The sequence below is a fragment of the Enterobacter cloacae complex sp. SHL021 genome (assembly GCF_049237765.1).
GTDB classification, from domain to species: Bacteria; Pseudomonadota; Gammaproteobacteria; order Enterobacterales; family Enterobacteriaceae; genus Enterobacter; species Enterobacter cloacae.
The window spans coordinates 88,536-111,903 of the sequence record NZ_JBMKJG010000017.1; the positions used below are offsets into that span (position 1 = coordinate 88,536).

The 23,368-nt window shown below is 53.2% G+C and carries 19 protein-coding genes; 12 read left to right on the plus strand and 7 right to left on the minus strand.

The genetic code is table 11. The annotated features are described in order from the left end of the window. Positions 1–11 precede the first annotated feature (11 nt). The 4 genes from ACOTZF_RS17410 (at position 12) to ompL (ending at position 5,692) form a co-directional block, all read left to right on the plus strand. Positions 12–2,036 carry an alpha-glucosidase gene (locus ACOTZF_RS17410; protein ID WP_129252928.1) on the plus strand — a complete coding sequence of 675 codons (2,025 nt, stop codon included), beginning with the start codon at positions 12–14 and terminating at the stop codon, positions 2,034–2,036. A gap of 45 nt (positions 2,037–2,081) precedes the next feature. Then, positions 2,082–3,464, plus strand: a complete 1,383-nt coding sequence (locus ACOTZF_RS17415; protein WP_040020357.1) for an MFS transporter — start codon at positions 2,082–2,084, stop codon at positions 3,462–3,464. 42 nt (positions 3,465–3,506) lie between these two features. After that, complete coding sequence (locus ACOTZF_RS17420; protein ID WP_040020359.1) at positions 3,507–4,931, plus strand: MFS transporter; 1,425 nt, start codon at positions 3,507–3,509, stop codon at positions 4,929–4,931. Positions 4,932–5,005: 74 nt separating this feature from the next. Further along, positions 5,006–5,692 (plus strand): porin OmpL, encoded by a 687-nt coding sequence (gene ompL / locus ACOTZF_RS17425; RefSeq protein WP_013099374.1) that lies wholly within the window; start codon positions 5,006–5,008, stop codon positions 5,690–5,692. A 78-nt stretch (positions 5,693–5,770) separates the two neighbouring features. On the opposite strand, the gene typA is transcribed toward ompL, so the two are convergent. After that, positions 5,771–7,594, minus strand: a complete 1,824-nt coding sequence (gene typA / locus ACOTZF_RS17430; protein ID WP_008501854.1) for a ribosome-dependent GTPase TypA — start codon at positions 7,592–7,594, stop codon at positions 5,771–5,773. Positions 7,595–7,980: 386 nt separating this feature from the next. Between typA and glnA the strand changes: the two genes are divergently transcribed. The 4 genes from glnA to ACOTZF_RS17450 all read left to right on the plus strand — a co-directional run bounded on the left by glnA (position 7,981) and on the right by ACOTZF_RS17450 (position 12,270). Further along, positions 7,981–9,390 carry a glutamate--ammonia ligase gene (gene glnA / locus ACOTZF_RS17435; protein WP_013099376.1) on the plus strand — a complete coding sequence of 470 codons (1,410 nt, stop codon included), beginning with the start codon at positions 7,981–7,983 and terminating at the stop codon, positions 9,388–9,390. 185 nt (positions 9,391–9,575) lie between these two features. Then, complete coding sequence (glnL, locus tag ACOTZF_RS17440) at positions 9,576–10,625, plus strand: nitrogen regulation protein NR(II) (protein ID WP_008501857.1); 1,050 nt, start codon at positions 9,576–9,578, stop codon at positions 10,623–10,625. Between the two features lie 11 nt (positions 10,626–10,636). Further along, complete coding sequence (gene glnG, locus ACOTZF_RS17445; RefSeq protein WP_013099377.1) at positions 10,637–12,049, plus strand: nitrogen regulation protein NR(I); 1,413 nt, start codon at positions 10,637–10,639, stop codon at positions 12,047–12,049. 110 nt (positions 12,050–12,159) lie between these two features. Further along, positions 12,160–12,270, plus strand: coding sequence for a YshB family small membrane protein (locus ACOTZF_RS17450; RefSeq protein ID WP_032618432.1), 111 nt, complete (start codon positions 12,160–12,162; stop codon positions 12,268–12,270). Positions 12,271–12,337: 67 nt separating this feature from the next. Here the strand turns inward: ACOTZF_RS17450 and hemN are convergent, their stop codons facing one another. After that, a complete protein-coding gene (gene hemN / locus ACOTZF_RS17455; RefSeq protein WP_013099379.1) occupies positions 12,338–13,711 on the minus strand; it encodes an oxygen-independent coproporphyrinogen III oxidase in 1,374 nt (457 codons plus the stop codon). A gap of 188 nt (positions 13,712–13,899) precedes the next feature. Beyond that, complete coding sequence (gene yihI / locus ACOTZF_RS17460) at positions 13,900–14,415, minus strand: Der GTPase-activating protein YihI (protein ID WP_013099380.1); 516 nt, start codon at positions 14,413–14,415, stop codon at positions 13,900–13,902. Between the two features lie 579 nt (positions 14,416–14,994). On the opposite strand from yihI, the gene yihA reads away from it, so the two are divergent. After that, complete coding sequence (yihA, locus tag ACOTZF_RS17465) at positions 14,995–15,624, plus strand: ribosome biogenesis GTP-binding protein YihA/YsxC (protein ID WP_129317793.1); 630 nt, start codon at positions 14,995–14,997, stop codon at positions 15,622–15,624. Positions 15,625–15,936: 312 nt separating this feature from the next. Here the strand turns inward: yihA and polA are convergent, their stop codons facing one another. Next, positions 15,937–18,729, minus strand: coding sequence for a DNA polymerase I (gene polA / locus ACOTZF_RS17470; protein ID WP_020686869.1), 2,793 nt, complete (start codon positions 18,727–18,729; stop codon positions 15,937–15,939). A gap of 439 nt (positions 18,730–19,168) precedes the next feature. Between polA and ACOTZF_RS17475 the strand changes: the two genes are divergently transcribed. After that, positions 19,169–20,077, plus strand: a complete 909-nt coding sequence (locus ACOTZF_RS17475) for an acyltransferase (RefSeq protein ID WP_013099384.1) — start codon at positions 19,169–19,171, stop codon at positions 20,075–20,077. 23 nt (positions 20,078–20,100) lie between these two features. On the opposite strand, the gene dsbA is transcribed toward ACOTZF_RS17475, so the two are convergent. From dsbA to ACOTZF_RS17490, 3 genes are all read right to left on the minus strand, one after another. Then, a complete protein-coding gene (dsbA, locus tag ACOTZF_RS17480; protein WP_129252924.1) occupies positions 20,101–20,724 on the minus strand; it encodes a thiol:disulfide interchange protein DsbA in 624 nt (207 codons plus the stop codon). Between the two features lie 27 nt (positions 20,725–20,751). Continuing rightward, positions 20,752–21,738 carry a serine/threonine protein kinase gene (locus tag ACOTZF_RS17485; RefSeq protein WP_045901558.1) on the minus strand — a complete coding sequence of 329 codons (987 nt, stop codon included), beginning with the start codon at positions 21,736–21,738 and terminating at the stop codon, positions 20,752–20,754. Positions 21,739–21,813: 75 nt separating this feature from the next. Beyond that, entirely contained in the window at positions 21,814–22,083 is a 270-nt protein-coding gene (locus tag ACOTZF_RS17490; protein ID WP_013099387.1) for a YihD family protein, read from the minus strand. Between the two features lie 68 nt (positions 22,084–22,151). Between ACOTZF_RS17490 and mobA the strand changes: the two genes are divergently transcribed. Together mobA and mobB are read left to right on the plus strand one after the other, a co-directional pair. Next, the gene (gene mobA, locus ACOTZF_RS17495) at positions 22,152–22,733 is read left to right on the plus strand and encodes a molybdenum cofactor guanylyltransferase MobA (protein ID WP_129252922.1); all 582 of its coding nucleotides are present in this window, start codon (positions 22,152–22,154) and stop codon (positions 22,731–22,733) included. Continuing rightward, positions 22,733–23,236 carry a molybdopterin-guanine dinucleotide biosynthesis protein MobB gene (mobB, locus tag ACOTZF_RS17500; protein WP_129252920.1) on the plus strand — a complete coding sequence of 168 codons (504 nt, stop codon included), beginning with the start codon at positions 22,733–22,735 and terminating at the stop codon, positions 23,234–23,236. Before mobA ends, mobB begins: the two co-directional genes overlap by 1 nt. Positions 23,237–23,368 lie beyond the last annotated feature (132 nt).

Genomic DNA, 23,368 nt, shown 5'->3' on the forward strand with positions numbered 1-23,368 from the left:
CGGAGTTTTCTATGCGTACCCTACACAATATTGATCTGAAAAATAACGAACATGGCTTCACCCTGCGCTGGCAGGACCGTCTGATTTTATCCCACTCCACCGATGAACCTTGCCTGTGGATCGGCGCGGGCGTTGCCGATATCGATATGTTTCGCGGCAACTTCAGCATCAAAGACAAACTCAACGAAAAAATCGCCCTGACGGACGCGACCGTTACACAGCAAAGCGCAGGCTGGGCGATCCGCTTTACCCGTGGCGATGCGGTGAGCGCGACGCTGCTGGTGGGTGTGGATGCGGAAGGCCGTCTGGAACTGAAGCTGAAAAATGATGCCATCTGTCACAACCGCATCTGGCTGCGGCTGGCGGCCCAGCCTGAAGATCATATCTACGGCTGCGGCGAGCAGTTCTCGTACTTTGATCTGCGCGGAAAGCCGTTCCCGCTGTGGACCAGCGAACAGGGGGTGGGCCGCAATAAGCAGACCTACGTGACCTGGCAGGCCGACTGCAAAGAGAACGCGGGCGGCGATTATTACTGGACCTTCTTCCCCCAGCCTACCTTCGTGAGCACCCAGAAGTACTACTGTCACGTGGATAACAGCTGCTACATGAACTTCGACTTCAGCGCGCCGGATTTCCACGAACTGGCGTTCTGGGAAGATAACGCCACGCTGCGCTTCGAATGTGCAGAAACCTACGTCGATCTGCTGGAAAAACTCACCGACCTGCTGGGGCGTCAGCCGGAGCTGCCGGACTGGGTTTACGACGGCGTGACGCTGGGCATTCAGGGCGGCACCGGGGTGTGTCAGCACAAGCTCGACGTCATGCGCCAGGGCGGGGTGAAGGTGAACGGCATCTGGGCGCAGGACTGGTCCGGCATCCGCATGACCTCCTTTGGCAAACGCGTGATGTGGAACTGGAAGTGGAACAGCGAGCTGTATCCGCAGCTTAATGAGCGTATTGCACAGTGGAAACAGGAAGGCGTGCAGTTCCTCTCCTATATCAACCCGTACGTCGCCAGCGACAAAGATCTCTGTGAAGAGGCGGCAAAACGCGGCTATCTGACCAAAAATGCCGACGGCAAGGACTACCACGTCGAGTTTGGCGAGTTTTACGCGGGCGTCATCGACCTGACCAACCCGGAAGCCTACGGCTGGTACAAAGAGGTGATCAAAAAGAACCTGATCGAACTGGGCTGCAGCGGCTGGATGGCCGATTTTGGCGAATATCTGCCAACCGATACCTTCCTGCACAACGGCGTCAGCGCGGAGATCATGCATAACGCCTGGCCTGCCCTGTGGGCCAAATGTAACTACGAGGCGCTGGAAGAGACCGGCAAGCTCGGCGAGATCCTGTTCTTCATGCGCGCGGGTTATACCGGCAGCCAGAAGCACTCGGTAATGATGTGGGCGGGAGATCAGAACGTCGACTGGAGCCTGGACGACGGTCTGGCGTCCGTCGTACCTGCTGCGCTGTCTCTGGCGATGACCGGTCACGGGCTGCACCACAGCGACATCGGCGGCTATACCACCCTGTTCGAGATGAAACGCACCAAAGAGCTGTTGCTGCGCTGGTGCGATTTCAGCGCCTTTACGCCGATGATGCGTACCCACGAAGGTAACCGCCCGGGTGACAACTGGCAGTTCGACGGCGACGCCGAAACCATCGCGCACTTTGCACGTATGACCACCGTGTTCACCACCCTGAAGCCGTACATCAAAGCTGCGGTTGCGCAGAACGCGAAAAGTGGCCTGCCGGTGATGCGCCCGTTGTTCCTGCATTATGAAGACGACGCGCGCGCCTACACGCTGAAATACCAGTACCTGTTTGGCCGCGATCTGCTGGTGGCACCGGTTCATGAAGAGGGCCGCCACGACTGGACGCTCTATCTGCCGCAGGACAACTGGGTGAATGTGTGGACGGGTGAAATCTGCCAGGGCGGTGAGGTGACCGTTGCTGCCCCGCTCGGCAAACCGCCGGTTTTCTATCGCCAGCAAAGCGAATGGGCAGATCTGTTTAATACCTTACGTCATATCTGATAAGGCTCGCCCGCGGGGAAACCTGCGGGCAGACGGAGAACAATAATGAGTCAACATACTTCTGATCCGGCAACCCTACGCCTGCCGTTTAAAGAAAAACTCGCCTACGGGATGGGCGATCTCGGCTCTAACATCCTGCTGGATATCGGCACGCTGTATCTGCTGAAGTTTTATACCGACGTGCTGGGCCTGCCGGGTACCTACGGCGGGATTATCTTCCTGATTGCCAAATTCTTTACCGCTTTCACCGATATGGGCACCGGGATCATGCTCGACTCCCGGCGCAACATCGGCCCGAAAGGGAAATTCCGCCCGTTCGTGCTGTATGCCGCCTTCCCGGTGACCTTGCTGGCGATTGCCAACTTCGTCGGTACGCCGTTTGAAATCACCGGTAAAACGGTGATGGCAACGGTGCTGTTCATGCTGTACGGCCTGTTCTTCAGCATGATGAACTGCTCTTACGGCGCGATGGTGCCCGCCATCACCAAAAACCCGGACGAGCGCGCCTCGCTGGCCGCCTGGCGTCAGGGCGGCGCCACGCTTGGCCTGCTGCTCTGTACCGTCGGTTTTGTCCCGGTAATGAACCTGATTGAGGGCAACGATCAGCTTGGCTATATCTTTGCCGCCACGCTTTTCTCGCTGTTCGGGCTGTTCTTTATGTGGTGGTGCTACAAGGGCGTGACCGAGCGTTACGTCGAGACGCAGCCTGCTCATCCGGCGCAAAAACCGGGGCTGTTGCAGTCGTTTCGCGCCATTGCCGGAAACCGTCCGCTGTTTATCCTGTGCATCGCCAACCTCTGCACGCTGGGTGCCTTTAACGTCAAACTCGCCATCCAGGTTTACTACACGCAGTACGTGCTGAACGACCCGATACTGCTGTCGTACATGGGTTTCTTCAGCATGGGCTGTATTTTTATCGGCGTCTTTATGATGCCCGGCGCGGTGCGGCGCTTCGGCAAGAAAAAAGTCTATATCGGCGGGCTGATGGTTTGGGTGGCGGGCGATCTGCTCAACTACTTCTTAGGCGGCGGCTCGGTGAGCTTTGTGGCGTTCTCCTGCCTGGCCTTCTTCGGCTCCGCGTTCGTGAACAGCCTGAACTGGGCGCTGGTATCCGATACCGTGGAATACGGCGAGTGGCGCACCGGCGTGCGATCTGAAGGAACGGTTTACACCGGCTTTACCTTCTTCAGGAAGGTATCCCAGGCACTGGCGGGCTTCTTCCCGGGGATCATGCTCACGCAAATTGGCTATGTGCCCAACGTGGTGCAATCCGCCGGAACGGTTGAAGGACTGCGGCAGCTGATTTTTATCTATCCGAGCCTGCTGGCGGTCATCACCATTGTGGCGATGGGCTGTTTCTACAATCTCAACGAGAAGATGTATGTGCGCATCGTGGAAGAGATCGAACTGCGTAAACGTACGGCATAAATGACGAGATAGAGCGCCCTGCGGGCGCTCTGAGGATCGACCATGACACATAACACTGATCCGTTAACCCTGAAATTGAGCCTGCGAGAGAAGTGCGCCTACGGGATGGGCGATTTTGGCTCGAATCTGATGCTGTGTATTGGCACGCTGTATCTGCTGAAGTTTTACACCGACGAACTGGGCATGCCCGCCTTCTATGGCGGCATTATTTTCCTGGTAGCGAAGTTTTTTACCGCGTTCACCGACATGCTGACCGGCGTGCTGCTGGACTCCCGGCGTAACATCGGCGCGAAGGGAAAGTTCCGGCCATTCATTCTTTATGCCTCCGTCCCGGTGGCGCTGGTCGCGACGGCGCAGTTTATGGCCAACGACTTTAGCCTGACGGTGAAAACGGCGCTCGCCACCGTGCTCTTCATGATGTTTGGCCTCTGCTATAGCCTGATGAATTGCGCCTACGGTGCGATGGTCCCGGCCATCACCAAAAACCCGAACGAGCGCGCGCAGCTTGCGGCGTGGCGTCAGGGCGGCGCAACCGTGGGGCTGTTGCTCTGCACCGTCGGCTTTATGCCCATTCAGGCGCTGTTCGTCAGCCAGCCCTCCCTCGGCTATCTGGTGGCGGCGCTGGTGTTCGTCACCGGTGGCCTGGTCTGCATGTGGTGGTGCTACAGCGGCGTGAAAGAGCGCTACGTGGAGCTTACGCCCGATCACCATAAGCCCGGCATTCTGCAATCATTCTGCGCGATTTTCCGCAATCCGCCGCTACTGGTGCTGTGTATCGCCAACCTGTGTACCCTTGCCGCGTTTAACATCAAGCTGGCGATTCAGGTCTATTACACCCAGTACGTGCTAAACGATCTGCATTTGCTGTCGTGGATGGGCTTTTTCAGCATGGGCTGCATTCTGATTGGCGTGTTTCTGGTGCCCGGCGCGGTGAAGCGCTTTGGCAAAAAACCGGTTTATCTGGGTGGGCTGGCGCTGTGGGCAGTGGGCGACGTGCTGAACTTCTTCTGGGGGACCAGTTCCCTGCTGTTCGTGCTGTTTTCCTGCATGGCCTTTTTCGGCACGGCGTTTGTGAACAGCCTGAACTGGGCGCTGGTACCGGATACCGTTGATTACGGCGAGTGGAAAACGGGCATTCGTGCTGAAGGGTCGGTTTATACCGGCTATACCTTCTCGCGCAAAATCTCTGCCGCCCTCGCCGGTTTTCTGCCTGGCATCATGCTGACCCAGATTGGCTACGTTCCCCATGCGGTGCAGAGCGCTGGCACGCTACTTGGTCTGCGTCAGCTTATTTTCCTCTGGCCGTGCGGCCTGGCTGTCGTTGCCGCCGTGACCATGGGGCTGTTTTATAAACTCAACGAAGCGCGCTTCGCCTTTATTATCGAGGAGATTGGAAAACGGAAAAAACAAACCGCGAATACCCCTGAGATAACCACCAACAATAAAGCGTCAGCAGTCACTTTATAACAATAAAACCGGCCACTATGTCCTTCCTGTTCATCAGGAGGGAGGCCTTTCTGTACCTGATACATGGACAAATTATGAAAAGAATCATTACTGTACTGATCGTGTCGTCTGTGTCCTGCCCGGTATTTGCCGGGGCTTATGTCGAAACCCGCGAAGCATACAATACGGCCTCTGAGCTGCACGAGGTGATCCTGCGTGCAGGCTATAACTTCGATATGGGCGCGGGGCTGATGTTCACCAATGCCTATAACGTGGGGAAATGGGATGAGCTTAAGCACAGCTATAACGAAATAGAGGGGTGGTATCCGCTCTTTAAACCCACCGACAAGCTCACCTTCCAGCCCGGCGGATTGATTAACGACAGCAGCGCAGGATCGGGTGGTGCGGTCTATTTAGATACCAATTATAAATTTACGGACGGGTTCAACCTGACGTTCCGCTATCGCTATAACCATAACAATTACGATACGCCGGACTATAACGGGCAGATGGATAAGAACGATACGCACGAGTTTGCTAACTACTGGAATTTCAAAGTGACGGATGCGTTTTTTTATACCTTTGAACCGCACTTTTTCCAGCGGGTGAATGATTACCACAGCAAAAATGGCAAAGATCATCACTGGGAAATTACCAATAAATTCAGCTACAAGATCGACAAAAACTGGCTGCCATATCTTGAACTGCAGTGGCTGGACAGATGGAATGATTACAACCGGGAGCAGTACCGGATTCGCCTGGGATTGCGGTATTCGTTCTAATAAAAAAGCCGCTGAGCAATCAGCGGCTTTTTACTGCCGGGCGGCGCATGCGCTTACCCGGCTAACGGATTGACCGTATTACTCTTCTTTCGCACCGCGCATTGCACGTTTACGATCGTTCTCGGTCAGGTGACGTTTACGGATACGGATAGACAGTGGAGTCACTTCTACCAGTTCGTCGTCATCGATGAATTCCAGAGCCTGCTCCAACGTCATCTTGATCGGTGGAACCAGAACCGTTGCTTCGTCAGTACCGGACGCACGCATGTTGGTCAGTTTCTTACCGGTCAGGCAGTTTACAGTCAGGTCGTTAGAACGACTGTGAATACCGATGATCTGGCCTTCATACACTTCAGCACCGTGACCCAGGAACAGCTTACCGCGATCCTGCAGACCGAACAGCGCAAACGCAACCGCTTTACCCTGACCGTTAGAGATCAGCACGCCGTTGTTACGCTGGCCCACTTCACCCGGACGTACGTCGTCGTAGTGGCTGAAGGTGGAGTACAGCAGACCGGTACCGGAAGTCATGGTCATGAACTCAGAACGGAAGCCGATCAGGCCACGGCTTGGGATCACGTAGTCGAGACGTACGCGGCCTTTGCCATCTGGATTCATGTTTTTCAGGTCGCCTTTACGCTCACCCAGAGCCTGCATCACAGAACCCTGGTGCTGCTCTTCAACGTCCAGCGTTACGTTTTCGAACGGCTCTTGTTTACGGCCGTCGATTTCGCGGAAGATAACTTTCGGACGGGAAACCGCCATCTCGAAACCTTCACGACGCATGTTTTCGATCAGAACAGACAGGTGCAGTTCACCACGACCGGATACGCGGAAGGCATCAGCGTCTTCCGTTTCTTCAACGCGCAGCGCAACGTTGTGCACCAGCTCTTTGTTCAGGCGGTCAAGGATCTGACGAGAGGTAACGAATTTACCTTCTTTACCACAGAACGGAGAGGTGTTGACGTTGAAGAACATGGTTACCGTTGGTTCATCAACAGACAGGGCTGGCAGCGCTTCCACGTTCTGCGGGTCGCAGATGGTGTCAGAGATGTTCAGCTCGCCCAGACCGGTGATCGCGATGATATCGCCCGCTTCAGCCAGATCGCTGTCGATACGCTCCAGACCCAGGTGAGTCAGCACTTTGCCCACTTTACCGTTACGGGTTTTGCCTTCGCTATCGATGATAGTAACCTGCTGGTTCGGCTTCACTTTACCGCGTTTGATGCGGCCGATACCGATAACGCCAACGTAGTTGTTGTAGTCCAGCTGGGAGATCTGCATCTGCAGAGGACCATCAAGATCAACATCCGGAGCCGGTACGTGATCGACAATCGCCTGATACAGCGGGGTCATGTCTTCCGCCATATCTTCGTGATCCAGACCCGCAATACCATTCAGCGCCGAAGCGTAGATGATAGGGAAGTCCAGCTGCTCGTCGGTCGCGTCAAGGTTAACGAACAGGTCGAACACCTGATCAACAACCCAGTCAGGACGTGCGCCAGGACGGTCAACCTTGTTGATAACAACAATAGGCTTCAGGCCATGGGCAAATGCTTTTTTGGTCACGAAACGCGTTTGCGGCATTGGGCCGTCAAAGGCGTCAACCACCAGCAGCACGGAATCCACCATGGACATCACGCGCTCAACTTCACCACCGAAGTCGGCGTGCCCTGGGGTATCAACGATGTTGATACGGTAGTCATTCCATTTGATAGCGGTGTTTTTCGCGAGGATGGTAATCCCACGCTCTTTCTCCAAATCGTTGGAGTCCATCACACGCTCTTGAGTTTCGGCACGTGCATCAAACGTACCGGATTGCTGCAGCAGCTTATCAACCAGGGTAGTTTTACCATGGTCAACGTGCGCGATGATGGCGATGTTACGCAAATTTTCGATCACAACTTTGCCTCAGGCATTAGAAATAGCGCGTTATTGTACACGGATTAATCGCACTACAAAACAGGATCACAAACATCCCCCGCAAACAAGTATTGCAGAGATGCTTTGTGATCGCTTTCACGGAGCGTAAAAAGGGCACTTTAACGAAAATTGCACCAATATGGTGCTCAGTGTTCACACTGAAGCACTATACTGGTGCAACATAACCATTGTGGTGCAGCACTTTTGCACTATGGTGCGCATGATAACGCCTTTTTGGGGTGTTTTAAAAGTTGGCACAGATTTCGCTTTATAAAAATACGGCAAAAAGATGGCTTCATAGCCACCTTGATAGAAGTTGAAGACCTCGTTACCACGACGACAATGACCAATCTGGAGAGTTAAGTATGTCCGCTGAACACGTTTTGACGATGCTGAACGAACATGAAGTGAAGTTTGTTGATCTGCGCTTCACCGATACTAAAGGTAAAGAACAGCACGTCACTATTCCTGCTCATCAGGTAAACGCCGAATTCTTTGAAGAAGGCAAAATGTTTGACGGCTCCTCCATTGGTGGCTGGAAAGGCATTAACGAATCTGACATGGTTCTGATGCCAGACGCGACCACGGCGGTCATTGATCCGTTCTTCGAAGAGCCAACCCTGATCATCCGTTGCGATATCCTCGAGCCAGGCACGCTGCAGGGCTACGACCGTGACCCACGCTCCATCGCTAAACGTGCAGAAGAGTACCTGCGTTCTACCGGCATCGCAGACACCGTTCTGTTCGGGCCAGAGCCAGAATTCTTCCTGTTCGATGACATTCGTTTCGGTGCCTCTATCTCTGGCTCCCACGTGGCTATCGACGACATCGAAGGTGCATGGAACTCCTCCACCAAATACGAAGGTGGTAACAAAGGTCACCGTCCTGGCGTGAAAGGCGGTTACTTCCCGGTTCCTCCGGTCGATTCTTCACAGGACATCCGTTCCACCATGTGTCTGGTGATGGAAGAGATGGGCCTGGTAGTTGAAGCTCACCACCACGAAGTGGCGACTGCTGGTCAGAACGAAGTGGCAACCCGCTTCAACACCATGACCAAAAAAGCGGACGAAATTCAGATCTACAAATACGTTGTGCACAACGTTGCACACCGTTTCGGTAAAACCGCGACCTTCATGCCAAAACCAATGTTTGGCGACAACGGTTCCGGTATGCACTGCCACATGTCCCTGTCCAAGAACGGTACCAACCTGTTCTCTGGTGACAAATATGCAGGTCTGTCTGAGCAGGCGCTGTACTACATTGGCGGCGTAATCAAACACGCTAAAGCGATCAACGCCCTGGCGAACCCAACCACCAACTCTTACAAGCGTCTGGTCCCAGGCTACGAAGCACCTGTTATGCTGGCTTACTCAGCGCGTAACCGTTCTGCTTCTATCCGTATCCCGGTGGTGGCTTCTCCTAAAGCGCGTCGTATCGAAGTGCGCTTCCCGGATCCAGCAGCTAACCCATACCTGTGCTTCGCAGCACTGCTGATGGCCGGTCTGGACGGTATCAAGAACAAGATCCACCCAGGCGAAGCAATGGACAAAAACCTGTATGACCTGCCGCCAGAAGAAGCGAAAGAGATCCCACAGGTTGCAGGCTCTCTGGAAGAAGCCCTGCAGGCACTGGACGCAGACCGCGAATTCCTGACTGCGGGTGGCGTGTTCACTGACGACGCTATCGATGCTTACATCGCCCTGCGTACTGAAGAGAACGACCGCGTGCGCATGACTCCGCATCCGGTTGAATTCGAACTGTACTACAGCGTTTAAGTTACAACGGGTTTCGCGCCACCCTTCAGGCGCGGCCCCGAAAGCTTTTTTTTGTTGCCGTGGAAACTTTCAGCCCATCTCCGGATGGGCTTTTTTCTCCACCAACAACCTGATCTCACGCGCTTTTTACGACGAAAAAGCTATACTGCACTAAATTAGTGCAACCAACTCCAGGAGACTGCTGAATGGCAACTGGCACGCTGCCCGATGCTGGGCAGATCCTCAATTCGTTAATTAACAGCATTTTGCTGGTCGACGACGAGCTGGCTGTTCATTACGCCAACCCGGCGGCGCAGCAACTGCTCGCCCAAAGCGCACGCAAACTGTTTGGCACTCCGCTGCCAGAATTATTGAGCTATTTTTCGCTGAACATTGGCCTGATGCAGGAAAGTCTGCAGGCCGGTCAGGGGTTCACCGATAACGAAGTGACGCTGGTGATCGACGGGCGCTCGCATATTTTGTCGCTTACCGCGCAACGTCTTCCTGAAGGGCTGATCCTGCTCGAAATGGCACCGATGGACAATCAGCGCCGACTGAGCCAGGAGCAACTTCAGCATGCGCAGCAAATTGCTGCCCGCGATCTGGTGCGGGGCCTGGCGCATGAAATCAAAAACCCACTGGGCGGATTACGCGGGGCGGCGCAGCTGTTAACCAAAGCGCTGCCGGACCCTGCGCTGGCGGAGTATACCAACGTCATCATTGAGCAGGCCGACCGCCTGCGTAACCTGGTTGACCGCCTGCTCGGGCCGCAACAGCCGGGTATGCACGTCACCGAAAGCATTCATAAAGTGGCTGAACGGGTGGTGAAGCTCGTCTCAATGGAGCTGCCGGAGAACGTTACGCTGGTGCGTGATTATGACCCCAGCCTGCCGGAATTGGCGCACGATCCGGACCAGATTGAGCAGGTCCTGCTGAATATTGTGCGTAATGCGCTGCAGGCTCTGGGACCGGAAGGCGGCGAAATCATTTTGCGTACCCGTACCGCATTCCAGCTCACCTTGCATGGCGTGCGCTATCGGCTGGCGGCACGCATCGACGTTGAGGACAACGGGCCGGGGATCCCATCTCATCTGCAGGACACCCTGTTCTACCCGATGGTCAGCGGTCGCGAAGGCGGTACCGGGCTGGGATTATCCATTGCCCGCAGTTTGATCGATCAACACTCTGGAAAAATTGAATTTACCAGTTGGCCGGGACATACCGAGTTTTCGGTTTTCCTGCCGATTAAAAAATAAAGGTGACGTTTATGCAACGAGGGATAGTCTGGGTAGTCGATGACGATAGCTCCATCCGTTGGGTGCTTGAACGCGCGCTCACAGGGGCGGGATTAAGCTGCACGACGTTTGAGAGCGGCAGCGAAGTGCTCGACGCACTCACCACCAAAACGCCGGATGTTCTGCTGTCGGATATTCGTATGCCGGGTATGGACGGGCTGGCGCTTTTAAAGCAGATCAAACAACGCCACCCTATGCTTCCGGTCATCATAATGACGGCACACTCCGATCTGGATGCCGCCGTTAGCGCCTATCAGCAAGGGGCATTCGACTACCTGCCCAAGCCATTTGATATCGACGAAGCGGTCGCGCTGGTTGAGCGCGCCATTAGCCATTACCAGGAGCAGCAACAGCCGCGTAATGCGCCCGATTTCGGCCCTACCACGGACATCATTGGCGAAGCACCGGCGATGCAGGATGTGTTTCGCATTATTGGCCGTCTGTCGCGTTCGTCCATCAGCGTACTGATTAATGGCGAATCGGGCACCGGTAAAGAGCTGGTCGCGCACGCCTTACATCGCCATAGCCCGCGGGCAAAAGCGCCGTTTATCGCCCTGAATATGGCGGCTATCCCGAAAGATTTGATTGAATCCGAACTGTTCGGCCATGAAAAAGGCGCCTTTACCGGGGCGAATACCATTCGTCAGGGCCGCTTCGAACAGGCTGACGGGGGGACGTTATTCCTGGATGAAATTGGCGATATGCCGCTGGATGTTCAGACCCGTCTTCTGCGCGTGCTGGCTGACGGACAGTTTTATCGCGTAGGCGGTTATGCGCCGGTGAAAGTGGATGTACGCATTATTGCCGCGACGCACCAGAACCTGGAGCAACGCGTGCAGGAGGGAAAATTCCGTGAGGATTTATTCCATCGCCTGAACGTCATCCGCGTCCATCTACCGCCGCTACGTGAACGTCGCGAAGATATCCCTCGCCTGGCGCGTCACTTCCTGCAGGTCGCCGCGCGTGAACTGGGCGTAGAAGCCAAACAGCTTCACCCGGAAACCGATGCCGCCCTCACCCGCCTGGCCTGGCCGGGTAACGTGCGTCAGCTGGAAAATACCTGTCGCTGGCTCACCGTCATGGCCGCCGGACAGGAGGTCTTGATTCAGGATCTGCCGGCCGAGCTGTTTGAAGCAACTGCCCCTGAAAGCAGTACGGGCCATGCGCTGCCGGACAGCTGGGCGACGCTGCTGGCGCAGTGGGCCGATCGCGCGCTGCGTTCCGGTCATCAAAATTTGCTCTCTGAGGCACAGCCGGAGATGGAACGCACGCTGTTAACCACCGCGCTTCGTCATACGCAGGGCCATAAACAGGAAGCAGCCCGCCTGCTGGGATGGGGACGTAATACCCTGACGCGTAAGCTTAAAGAGCTGGGAATGGAGTAATCTTCACCGCTGTGTAAAGATTACTAATTGAGCGCAAATTGCCGTTATTTTGCGCTTTACTGTGTCGATGAGTTTTGTATGATCGTGCCCGGAAATTGGGGGTGAACATCATGCTGGAAACATTAGTACATATGCTCTCTAGCGGAGCCGCAGAAAGCCACACGCCGCAAACCGCAGTTGCTGCAGTGTTGTGTGCGGCGCTGGTTGGTCTGTTTAGCTAGCGGGTAAAAATGTAAAAGCCGGGTGGCGGCTTCGCCTTACCCGGCCTACGTTTCATGCTTTTGCGGCTTAAATCACCCGCGAGAACTGCTGCATACGCGCTTTCTGCCGAAGGTAAGCGTCAAAACACATGCAGATATTACGAATCAACAAACGTCCTTTTGGCGTGACCTCAATCGCATTCTCCGACACATCCACCAGCCCGTCCTTCGCCAGCGGCGCCAGCAGCTTCAGGTCTTCTGCAAAATAATCGCTAAAGTGCAGATCCCACTGCGACTCAACGTCGCTGAAATCGAGACGGAAGTTGCAGATAAGCGCCTTAATCACATCACGACGAATGCAGTCGTCACGTGTTAACGCGATGCCGCGCCACAGCGCGTTGCCCTTTTCATCCACCTGCTGATAGTAGAGCTTCAACTCTTTCTGGTTTTGCGCGTAGCAATCGCCAATCATGCTGATGGCGGAAACGCCCATCCCCAGCAAATCGGTATCGCCCTGGGTGGTATAGCCCTGGAAATTACGGTGCAGTACCCCTTCGCGCTGAGCAACAGCCAGCTCGTCATCCGGACGGGCAAAGTGATCCATACCGATAAACTGATAGCCGGTCTCGGTCAGCGAGGTAATGGTTTCCTGGAGAATATCCAGTTTCTGTTGAGCAGAAGGCAGATCGGCATCTTTGATTTTGCGCTGCGCGGCAAAGAGCGTCGGCAGATGCGCATAGTTGAACACGCTCAGGCGGTCCGGGTTAAGTTCAGCCACGCGTTTCAGCGTAAAAGCAAAGCTCTCCGGCGTCTGCTTTGGCAGGCCGTAAATCAGATCGATATTGGTTGAGGTGAAACCAATTTCACGCGCATGGTTGAGTAAGGCAAAGATAAATTCTTCGTCCTGTTCACGGTTCACCAGACGCTGGACCTCTTTATTGAAGTCCTGAACGCCCATACTCAGGCGATTGAAGCCTTCGGCACGTAAATGATCCAGCACATCCAGCTCAATTTCACGCGGATCGACCTCGATCGAGATTTCGGCGTCGTCATTAAAATGGAAATTGCTGCGAAGAAGCGCCATCAAACGGCTGATCTGCGCTTTATTCAGATAGGTTGGCGTACCGCCGCCCCAGTGAAGCTGGCTGACATGACGGCCAGTAAACAACGGCGCGCGATGCAAAATTTCCTGCTCCAGCGCATCCAGATACTGATCGGCTTTATGCTGCTGACGGGTGACAATTTTATTGCAGCCGCAGAAGTAGCAGAGCTTATGGCAGAACGGAATATGGACGTAGAGCGACAGCGGGCGTTCTGGATAGCGCGCGACGGCCTGCTGAAAATCACCCTCCCCGAAGGCATCGGAGAACTCCAGCGCGGTGGGGTATGAGGTGTAACGCGGCCCGGAATAGTTATATTTCTGGATCAGGGCCAAATCCCAGTCGATAGATGGTACAGACATGCTCACTCCTTCCGTTGGTGTCGCGTTCGTATACGGCGGCCCGTTCTGGCCCCATTGCGGACCATCATTCGGGTGCGCAGCCACTTCTGTCGCCGCGACAACCGCCGTAGTTTAACGAATAACCACACCAGATAACATATAACCGGAAGGGTTATAAGCAGGACTATCGTTCCTGCCGGGTGCAAATGTTAGTTTCCACCCTTCAGAAGACGCATCATATCTTCCTGCTTTTCGTCTTCTTCTTCATCTTCGTCATCGTCGTATGACAGGCCCAGCTTCTGCATCAGTTCGTCGATGCGATCCAGTTTGGCATCCACCCAGGACTGCTCTTCAGCGGTCAGGGTTTCACCCTCTTCAAGACGTTCCAGCAGCGCGTCCAGGCGCTCATCGTTCTCCAGCAAATCCAGCTCAGCCTGCGGTGAAAGCATAGGTTTCTCGCTCTTTGGTTTGTGCTGCTTAGTGACCGGGGTGTCTGTCACGCCCAGTGGAATGGGAGTTTTACTGCCGATACGTGGATCTTTCTGCGGCTTATTTTTAGCAGAAGCGCCAGATGCACCACCACCGTTTGCACGGCTACCCGCAGCATGACCGCGATGCTTTTTTTCGCGTTTGCGATCGCGCGCTTCCTGGTTCAGTTCTTCGCGCGTTTTGCGGCGTGCTTTGGCAGGGCGTTTCGCGCCCGCTGCGGAGGTCGGTTTTTTCATGATGTTTTATCTTTAAGTCGTTTTCTTCAGTATAGAATTGCGGCGAAATCTAGCAGAAAGCAAGCAAAGAAAAAAGGCGACAGAGCAATCTGTCGCCTTTTTTCCTGACTCATAACCCTTAACGGGTCAGACATTCCGTGTTTGCCTACAACAAACCCTGTTTATCCGTTGGCTGATACCGTCCGTGATACGGTTCCTTTTCCTGTTAAAACGCCTCCAGGCGCTGGTCATCCTGACAATCCTGCGTCTTCGCCTCCTGGCGCTCCTGACCCTTATCCCTAAGTCATTATCCTGTTGGCATCCCCGCCTTGACGCACACTTTACCTTGTTCATTTAAACTAACAAGCAACGAAAGGGTACAAAAACGGATTTTCAGATAATCACTCAATATTAATCTTATGATTTAAAACAGTTTGTATTTTTTTACACCTGCGATTTCTCTGAAATTTCTCATAACATCTATAGCCGATGTCTCACATCGGCCAGGGCTTAAGCCTACAGACCAGGTGCAATCAAAAAAGCCTTTTGCCTGCATTCAGGTATAATCCCCCGCAGATTACGATTTTTGGAGACGACCACGTGACTACCTGGAACTACCAACAGACGCATTTTGTCACCAGTGCGCCCGATATTCGCCACCTGCCCTCTGATACCGGCATCGAAGTGGCCTTTGCTGGCCGCTCGAATGCGGGGAAATCCAGCGCACTGAATACGCTGACCAATCAGAAGAACCTGGCGCGTACCTCAAAAACACCTGGCCGTACCCAGCTGATTAACCTGTTTGAAGTGGCCGAAGGAAAACGCCTGGTCGATTTACCGGGGTACGGTTACGCGCAGGTACCGGAAGAGATGAAGCTCAAGTGGCAGCGCGCGCTGGGTGAATACCTGGAAAAGCGCATGTGCCTGAAAGGCCTGGTGGTGCTGATGGATATTCGCCACCCGCTGAAAGACCTTGATCAGCAGATGATCGACTGGGCTGTGGCAAGCGATATTGCCGTTCTGGTGCTGCTGACAAAAGCGGATAAGCTGGCGAGCGGCGCGCGTAAAGCGCAGGTGAATATGGTTCGTGAAGCGGTACTGGCATTCAACGGAGATGTGCAGGTTGAAGCGTTCTCCTCGCTGAAAAAGCAGGGTGTGGATAAGCTGCGTCAGAAACTCGACAGCTGGTTCAGGGAGCTGGAGCCCGCAACAGAAGCGGAAGAAGAGTAATACCGTGCGCGGCCATGGCCGCGCTTTTTTTTGTCCGAAATTTTCTTTGCCGCAATAAAAAACGCCCCAGTCATTACTGACTGGGGCGGCTAAAATATTCAGCCAAATCCGATTACGTGAAGTAAAAGGTCTGAAAGATAGAACATCTTACCTCTGTACCCTACGCCGCTAACTCTACCCCTTTTTTTGCTGCAGAAAAAGCACTTTTTGTAGTTTTTTTTCATTCTTTACATAGGGAATTCTAATGATCGTCACAAAACGCACGTCGTTATGTTGCTAACTTACATAAAAAGCGCGTTATTCGCCGAACCATTAGTGAGCCTGATCCCAGTTTTCACCACTTCCCACTTCCACCAGCAACGGCACATCGAGTTTCATGCTGTTTTCCATCAGTTCGTGGATCGTCTTCGACACGCTATCGAGATCGTCTTTGTGCACTTCGAACACCAGTTCATCGTGTACCTGCATGATCATTTTCACGCGCGGTTTCTCTTTTTCCAACCAGGCATCCACGGCGATCATCGCGCGCTTGATGATGTCAGCTGCGGTTCCCTGCATCGGGGCGTTGATTGCAGCACGTTCTGCCCCGGCACGGCGCGCCGCGTTGCTGGATTTAATGTCGGGTAAGTAGAGACGACGACCGTCCAGGGTTTCAACGTAGCCTTTTTCCTTCGCCTGCGCGCGGGTGCGTTCCATATATTCCAGTACGCCCGGATATCGCTCGAAGTAGAGATCCATATACTTCTGCGACTCTTTACGCGGAATATTAAGCTGGCGTGAAAGACCGAAGGCGCTCATGCCGTAAATCAGGCCGAAGTTGATTGCTTTCGCGCTGCGGCGTTGCTCGTTTGTCACGCTGTCCAGCGGCAGACCAAAGACTTCCGCAGCGGTTGCCCGGTGGATGTCTTTCCCTTCCGCAAAGGCCGTCAACAGGCCCTTATCACGCGAGAGGTGCGCCATAATGCGCAGCTCGATTTGCGAGTAGTCAGCAGAGACAATCAGATAGTCATCAGGTGCAATAAACGCCTGACGAATGCGACGCCCTTCTTCATTTCGTACCGGAATGTTCTGCAGGTTTGGATCGGTCGAGGAGAGACGTCCGGTGGCCGCCACAGCCTGATGGTATGAAGTATGCACACGACCCGTTTTCGGGTTGATCATCAGCGGCAGCTTATCGGTGTAAGTCGATTTCAGCTTTGCCAGACCACGGTACTCCAGAATGACTTTGGGCAGCGGATAATCCAGCGCCAGCTCCTCCAGCACCTCTTCAGAGGTGGACGGTGCGCCGCCAGGGGTTTTCTTCAGCGGTTTGATCCCCTGCTTTTCAAACAGGATGGTTTGCAGCTGTTTTGGCGATGAGAGGTTAAACGGCTCACCGGCAAGCTCATGCGCCTTTTGCTCCAGTTCGGTCAGACGCTGGGCGAGTTCGCCCGAGTGGTTATGCAGTACCGTCGGATCGATTTTTACGCCGTTGCGCTCGATGCGTGAAAGAACAGGTACCAGCGGCATCTCAATGTTCTGAAACACATTCAGCGGCCCTTCGTGCTTCTGCAGTTTTGGCCACATCTTCAGGTGCAGCTGCAACGTGACGTCGGCATCTTCTGCCGCATAGCGTCCCGCCTCTTCCAGCGCAATCTGGTTAAAGGTGAGCTGATTTTTGCCCTTACCGGCAATCTCTTCAAACGTGATGGTTTTGTGCTTTAACCAGCGGTCAGACAGGGAGTCCATATCATGACGGCCTGCTACGCTGTCCAGAATGTAAGATTCCAGCATGGTATCAAACGCGATACCGCGCAGCTCAATACCGTAGTTTTGCAGAATACCGCGGTCGTATTTGAGGTTTTGCCCCACCTTCAACGCGTTGTCGTCTTCCAGAATCGGCTTCAGCAGTTCCAGCACGCGTTCGCGAGAGAGTTGCTCCGGTGCGTCCAGGTAATCATGCGCGACGGGGACATAGGCAGCGATACCCGGCTCTGTCGCAAAGGACAGGCCCACCATATTGGCGGTAATGTTATCCAGACTGTCTGTTTCCGTGTCGAAAGCAAACACCGGTGCTTTTTTCAGTTTCTCGATCCAGGCAACCAGCTGTGACTCTTCAAGAATGGTTTCGTAGTGCTCAAAAGAGAGCGCTGCGGCTTCTTCTTCAGCCTGATCGTCGGCATCAATGACAATCGTCTCTTTTGGCTTCGCAGCCGGTTTGGCGCCTTTTGCCTGCAGCCATTTACCGGCTTCCACGTCGGTGGTCCAGCGCTTAAATTCGTATTTCTTAAACAGGCTCAGCAGGTCATCCGCAGACGGTTGCTGTACCTCAAGCTGCTCACATCCCAGTTCCAGCTCAACATCGGTTTTAATCGTCGCCAGCTTATAGGAGAGATAAGCCACCTCTTTATTCTCTTCCAGCTTCCCGGCCATGGTTTTTGCGCCACGGAAGGAGAGCCCGGCGATTTTGTCAGACTCCGCATACAGCGTATCCAGCCCGCCCAGTCCCTGAAGGAGTGCCTGTGCCGTTTTTTCGCCAACGCCTGGCACGCCTGGGATGTTATCCGATGAGTCGCCCATCAACGCGAGGAAATCGATAATCAACTCTGGCGGCACGCCATATTTTGCGACCACCTCTTCAGGGCCGAGGATGGTGTTGGTCATGGTGTTAATCAGGGTGATCCCTGGCGTCACCAGCTGCGCCATATCTTTATCACCAGTACTGATGAGAACCGGACGGCCCATTTTTTCGGCTTCACGCGCCAGGGTGCCAATGACGTCATCCGCTTCCACACCAGAAACCGCCAGCAGTGGCAGCCCCATCGCTTTCACCATCGCGTGCAGCGGCTCAATCTGCGCACGCAGATCGTCAGGCATTGGCGGACGGTGAGATTTGTAATGCTCAAATAACTCGTCGCGGAAAGTTTTGCCTTTCGCATCAAAAACGACTGCCGCATGGGTTGGCTGATACTGAAGGATCAGGCTACGCAGCATGTTAAGTACACCGTACATCGCGCCGGTGGGTTCCCCTGCGCTATTGGTCAGAGGAGGAAACGCATGATACGCCCGATACAGGTAAGAAGAGCCGTCGACGAGAATAAGAGGGTTTTCTGGGATCTGAACCATAATGTCCGTGCCTTTAATCAATTTATGACTAAAGGATGCCACAGAAGGATGAAAACATCAGTTATTAGCGCCTGATACTGGAAAAGATTTTACGATCGTGAGGATCGCTCGCAAAATTTAAACTGTGGATAAGTTTGTGAATACTTTCACTTCATATGACTAACAAAGGCAAAAAAAGCGTAAAGACACATAATTATAATCTATTTATCAATTAGTTATATACGGACAGTGATTTATATTGCTAGCTAATGAGAATATAGCATATGTGGATATATGCCCGGTTTGCTGCGTAATAGTAGTGAAATCTTCTGCAGCGAGATGCTGCCTGTCAACTCTCCGTATGAAAGCCCCATTATTTTGTCTGATTTCTGATAAAATCAGCGCCCTGCACCGGATAGTCGGTCGCTAACTTACAGCTAACCATTTGAAAAAGCTCATCATGTCGAGATTGCTCGCTGCAATAACATTACTGTTAAGCATCATTTTAACTATTCTGGTAACGATCGCCTGTTCTGTACCGATCATCATCGCCGGGATAATTAAACTGCTGTTACCTTTGCCTACGGTTTGGCGAGCCGTGTCGGCGTTTTGTAATTTCATGATGTACTGCTGGTGCGAAGGGTTGGCCATCCTGCTGCGCCTGAATCCTCACCTGAAGTGGGACGTTGAGGGTCTGGAAAGACTCAACAAAAAGAACTGGTATCTGCTGATCTGTAATCACCACAGCTGGGCCGACATCGTGGTGTTATGTGTGCTGTTCCGTAAGCATATCCCGATGAACAAATACTTCCTGAAGCAACAGCTAGCCTGGGTACCGTTTATCGGCCTGGCCTGCTGGGCGCTGGATATGCCTTTTATGAAACGCTATTCGCGCAGCTATTTGATTCGCCACCCGGAGCGACGGGGTAAGGATGTGGAAACGACGCGTCGCTCCTGCGAGAAGTTTCGCGCACATCCGACAACGATTGTGAATTTTGTCGAAGGCTCGCGGTTCACAGAAGAGAAGCGTCTTCAGACTCGCTCCCCTTATCAGAACCTGCTGCCACCCAAGGCGGCGGGTATTGCCATGGCGCTTAACGTGCTGGGGGCGCAGTTCGATAAATTACTGAACGTGACGCTCTGCTATCCGGAAAACGATAAGACGCCTTTCTTCGATATGCTTAGCGGCAAGCTGACGCGTATCGTGGTTCGTGTCGATCTGGTGCCAATTGATACCGAACTGCATGGGGATTACGTTAACGATAAGAACTTCAAACGTCGTTTCCAGCTTTGGCTTAATACGCTCTGGAAAGAGAAAGATGAGCAGATAGAGAACATCAAAGCTTCAAACAAAAACGCCGGTCATTGACCGGCGTTTTTATATCATTGGGTTTACTTCTTCTCGACCAGGTATTTCACGGTGTCTGCGTACTGCTGTACGAAGATATCCATGCTGCTGGTGTCCATGCCCTGCATGTTCAGCTGATATTTGCCGTTTACATACATCGCCGGAACGCCCTGGAGCTGCAGATCGGCTGCGGCTTTTTCCTGTTGAGCAACCAGCGATTTCACGACAAAGCTGTTCCATGCGGCGTCGTAGTCTTCACCTTTCACGCCTGCGTCAACGAACACTTTACGAATATCTGCTGCGGTCTGGACGGTCTGGGTTTTCTGCACCGCTTCAAACATAGGGGAGGTGATCTTATCTTCCACACCCAGCGCAATCGCAACCGCCCACGCCTGAGTCAGGTCTTTACCCAATGGGCCCAGGAACTCAACGTGGTATTTGGTCATTTTGGTGCCTTCCGGCAGCTTTTTCTTCACGTTGTCAGCAACATGCAGCACTTGCTCAAACTCATAGCAGTGTGGGCAATAGAACGAGAAGAACTCGAGAACCTGTGGCTCGCCAGCGACGGGCTTGTCCAGCGTAATGTACTGTTTGCCGTCGGTAAACTGTGCAGCAGAAGCGCTAAATGCCAGAATAATACCTGCCAGCGCCAGCCAAATTTTTTTCATGATTAACTCTCTCCTGGATGTGTCCAATTAATACATCGGCGTTAGTTGCAGTGGGGGTTCCTGAAGAACCTTAACCTGCTCAGTAAATGTGGATATCTGGCTGCGCCAGTAATCCTCTCCGGTAAGCCACGGGAAATTACGAGGAAATGCGGGATCATCCCAACGCCTGATTAACCATGCGAGATAATAAACAAAACGCATCGCACGTAAAGGTTCTATCAGGGCAATTTCGTCTGAATTAAAAGGGCTAAACTCTTCATAGGCTTCAATAATCGTTTCAAGCTGCATACGTTGCTCGGCTTTGTCGCCGTTGAGCAACATCCACAAATCCTGCACCGCTGGCCCCATCCGCGCATCATCGAGGTCAACAAACAGAGGGCCATCGCGCCAGAGAATATTCCCGGCATGACAATCACCATGCAAACGCAGGACAGAAATATCATCGCGCCAGCAGGCTTTTACCGCCCCAATAAGTTTATCCGTCGCGCTGAGAAACGCGTCCTTTAATGCAGAGGGAATAAGCGCTGAGGTTTCGAAGACCTGGCGGGGTTCAATAAGGTATTCCTGAATACCGATAGTCGGGCGGGCAATAAACGACGTTTTGCGTCCCGTCTGGTGGATGCGTCCCAGATAGCGGGCAACCCACTCCATTTGGTCGATATTATCCGCTTCAAACTGGCGACCACCCAGACTGGGAAATATAGCGTAGTAGAACCCTTCGTGCGTAAGCAGCGTTTGGTTATTGAATTTTATCGGTGCGGCAACAGGAACTTCGTCATTCAGTAGATCGTGAGCAAACTGATGCTCTTCCTGAATTTGTTCAGCGGACCAGCGCTTGGGGCGATAGAACTTAACAACGAAGCGCTGACGATCCTCGTCCTGGAATTGATAGACGCGGTTTTCGTAGCTATTTAGCGGGGTTAGCCCGGAATCCACCCGAATACCCTGCTCAAACAGCGCATCCATAATGGTATCCGGGTGTAATGTCTGGAAAGTAAAAGCCTGGTCGTTCATCCGATCATCCGGAAATTATACGAATGATTCAGGATATCATCTTGTGGCGATTTCGGTGCCGCCGCTTACAAGCTTTTACTCTTTAATTACGCCTCGGGCGCGCAGCAATGCGGTTTTAAAATCTTCCTCATAATCTTTCTGAATACCAGGAATAACAGCATCTTTGGCAGAGTCACGCATTTTGAGGTGATAGATCAGGATGTCGTCAGAAAGGTCTGTCAGTTCACCTTCAAAACCTGACTCTTTCGCCAGTTTCTGTAAAAATTGCATCAGATTCAGCTCTGGCTCTTTTTGCCAGGCTGGCTGGAGGAGTTCAATGACTTCATTCAGACGTTTACATTTCATGGTGGTGCTCCTTTCATTTAGAGTGACACGTTAGCAGGGTCAATCCCACAATAAAAGAGGCGATATTCGTGAATCCGGGTCAGGAAATCATCGGAGTGGTTCTGGCGGGTGGCAGGGCAACGCGCATGGCGGGAAAAGATAAGGGGCTTCAGCAGCTTAACGGTAAGCCACTTTGGCAGCATGTTGCTGACACGCTTGCAGATCAGGTTTCGGCAATGGCCATCAGTGCCAATCGCCATATCGATATTTATCAGCGCAGCGGATACCCCGTTTATCAGGATACTCTTGGGGATTACCCAGGACCGTTGGCCGGCATGCTCTCGGTCATGCAGCAGTCTGAGGCAGAGTGGTTTGTTTTCTGTCCGTGTGATACGCCGTTTATTCCCTTTTGCCTTGTGGAGCGTCTCGTGCAATTTCGTGATGGTGCACCGGTTGTCTGGGTGCATGACGGTGAGCGCGACCATCCTGCTATTACGCTGATTCATAGATCATTAGTTCCAGCGCTGCAGGATTACCTGACGGCGGGAGAGCGAAGAGTCATGGTGTTTATGCGTCAGTCAGGCGGCCATTCCGTTGATTTTAGCGACTGGAAGTCTGCCTTTGTGAACGTGAATACGACGGAAGATTTACAGACCATGCAGGAGAAATAATGACGCCTGTTTTAGCTATCGCCGCCTGGAGTGGTACCGGGAAAACGACGCTGCTTAAAAAGCTGATACCCGCACTTTGTGCCAGAGGCATCCGCCCAGGGCTGATTAAGCATACCCACCACAATATGGACGTCGATAAACCGGGTAAAGACAGCTATGAACTGCGTAAGGCAGGTGCCGCGCAAACCATGGTGGCAAGTCGTGAGCGGTGGGCATTAATGACGGAAACGCCCGATGAAGCACCGCTGGATCTCGCGTATCTGGTCAGTCGGATGGATCACTCTACGCTTGATCTGGTGCTGGTTGAGGGGTTTAAGCATGAGGCCGTTGCAAAGATCCTGCTGTTCAGAAGCGATGCCGGGCATGATGTTAGCGAGTTAACGCTGGATGAGCATGTCATTGCGGTGGCCAGCGATGTCGCTCTCGATGTTGAGGTTCCGGTGCTGGATTTAAATGATGAGGATAAGATTGCTGAGTTTATTGTGGGGTGGGGTGCGGTCTGATGCCCTCTCCTGCAGGGAAAGGGTGAGAGTGAGGGAGAAAACAAAAGCAAAAAACCCCGCACCTTACGGTACGGGGTTCTTCTTATTTGATGCCTGGCAGTTCCCTACTCTCACATGGGGAGACCCCACACT

Coding starts and splice junctions, on each gene's coding strand:
- glnG (WP_013099377.1), top strand. CDS start 10,637: ATGCAACGAGGGATAGTCTGGGTAGTCGATGACGATAGCTCCATCCGT.
- ACOTZF_RS17420 (WP_040020359.1), top strand. CDS start 3,507: ATGACACATAACACTGATCCGTTAACCCTGAAATTGAGCCTGCGAGAG.
- glnL (WP_008501857.1), top strand. CDS start 9,576: ATGGCAACTGGCACGCTGCCCGATGCTGGGCAGATCCTCAATTCGTTA.
- ompL (WP_013099374.1), top strand. CDS start 5,006: ATGAAAAGAATCATTACTGTACTGATCGTGTCGTCTGTGTCCTGCCCG.
- mobB (WP_129252920.1), top strand. CDS start 22,733: ATGACGCCTGTTTTAGCTATCGCCGCCTGGAGTGGTACCGGGAAAACG.
- ACOTZF_RS17450 (WP_032618432.1), top strand. CDS start 12,160: ATGCTGGAAACATTAGTACATATGCTCTCTAGCGGAGCCGCAGAAAGC.
- glnA (WP_013099376.1), top strand. CDS start 7,981: ATGTCCGCTGAACACGTTTTGACGATGCTGAACGAACATGAAGTGAAG.
- hemN (WP_013099379.1), bottom strand. CDS start 13,711: ATGTCTGTACCATCTATCGACTGGGATTTGGCCCTGATCCAGAAATAT.
- ACOTZF_RS17485 (WP_045901558.1), bottom strand. CDS start 21,738: ATGAACGACCAGGCTTTTACTTTCCAGACATTACACCCGGATACCATT.
- yihI (WP_013099380.1), bottom strand. CDS start 14,415: ATGAAAAAACCGACCTCCGCAGCGGGCGCGAAACGCCCTGCCAAAGCA.
- polA (WP_020686869.1), bottom strand. CDS start 18,729: ATGGTTCAGATCCCAGAAAACCCTCTTATTCTCGTCGACGGCTCTTCT.
- ACOTZF_RS17415 (WP_040020357.1), top strand. CDS start 2,082: ATGAGTCAACATACTTCTGATCCGGCAACCCTACGCCTGCCGTTTAAA.
- ACOTZF_RS17410 (WP_129252928.1), top strand. CDS start 12: ATGCGTACCCTACACAATATTGATCTGAAAAATAACGAACATGGCTTC.
- ACOTZF_RS17475 (WP_013099384.1), top strand. CDS start 19,169: ATGTCGAGATTGCTCGCTGCAATAACATTACTGTTAAGCATCATTTTA.
- ACOTZF_RS17490 (WP_013099387.1), bottom strand. CDS start 22,083: ATGAAATGTAAACGTCTGAATGAAGTCATTGAACTCCTCCAGCCAGCC.
- dsbA (WP_129252924.1), bottom strand. CDS start 20,724: ATGAAAAAAATTTGGCTGGCGCTGGCAGGTATTATTCTGGCATTTAGC.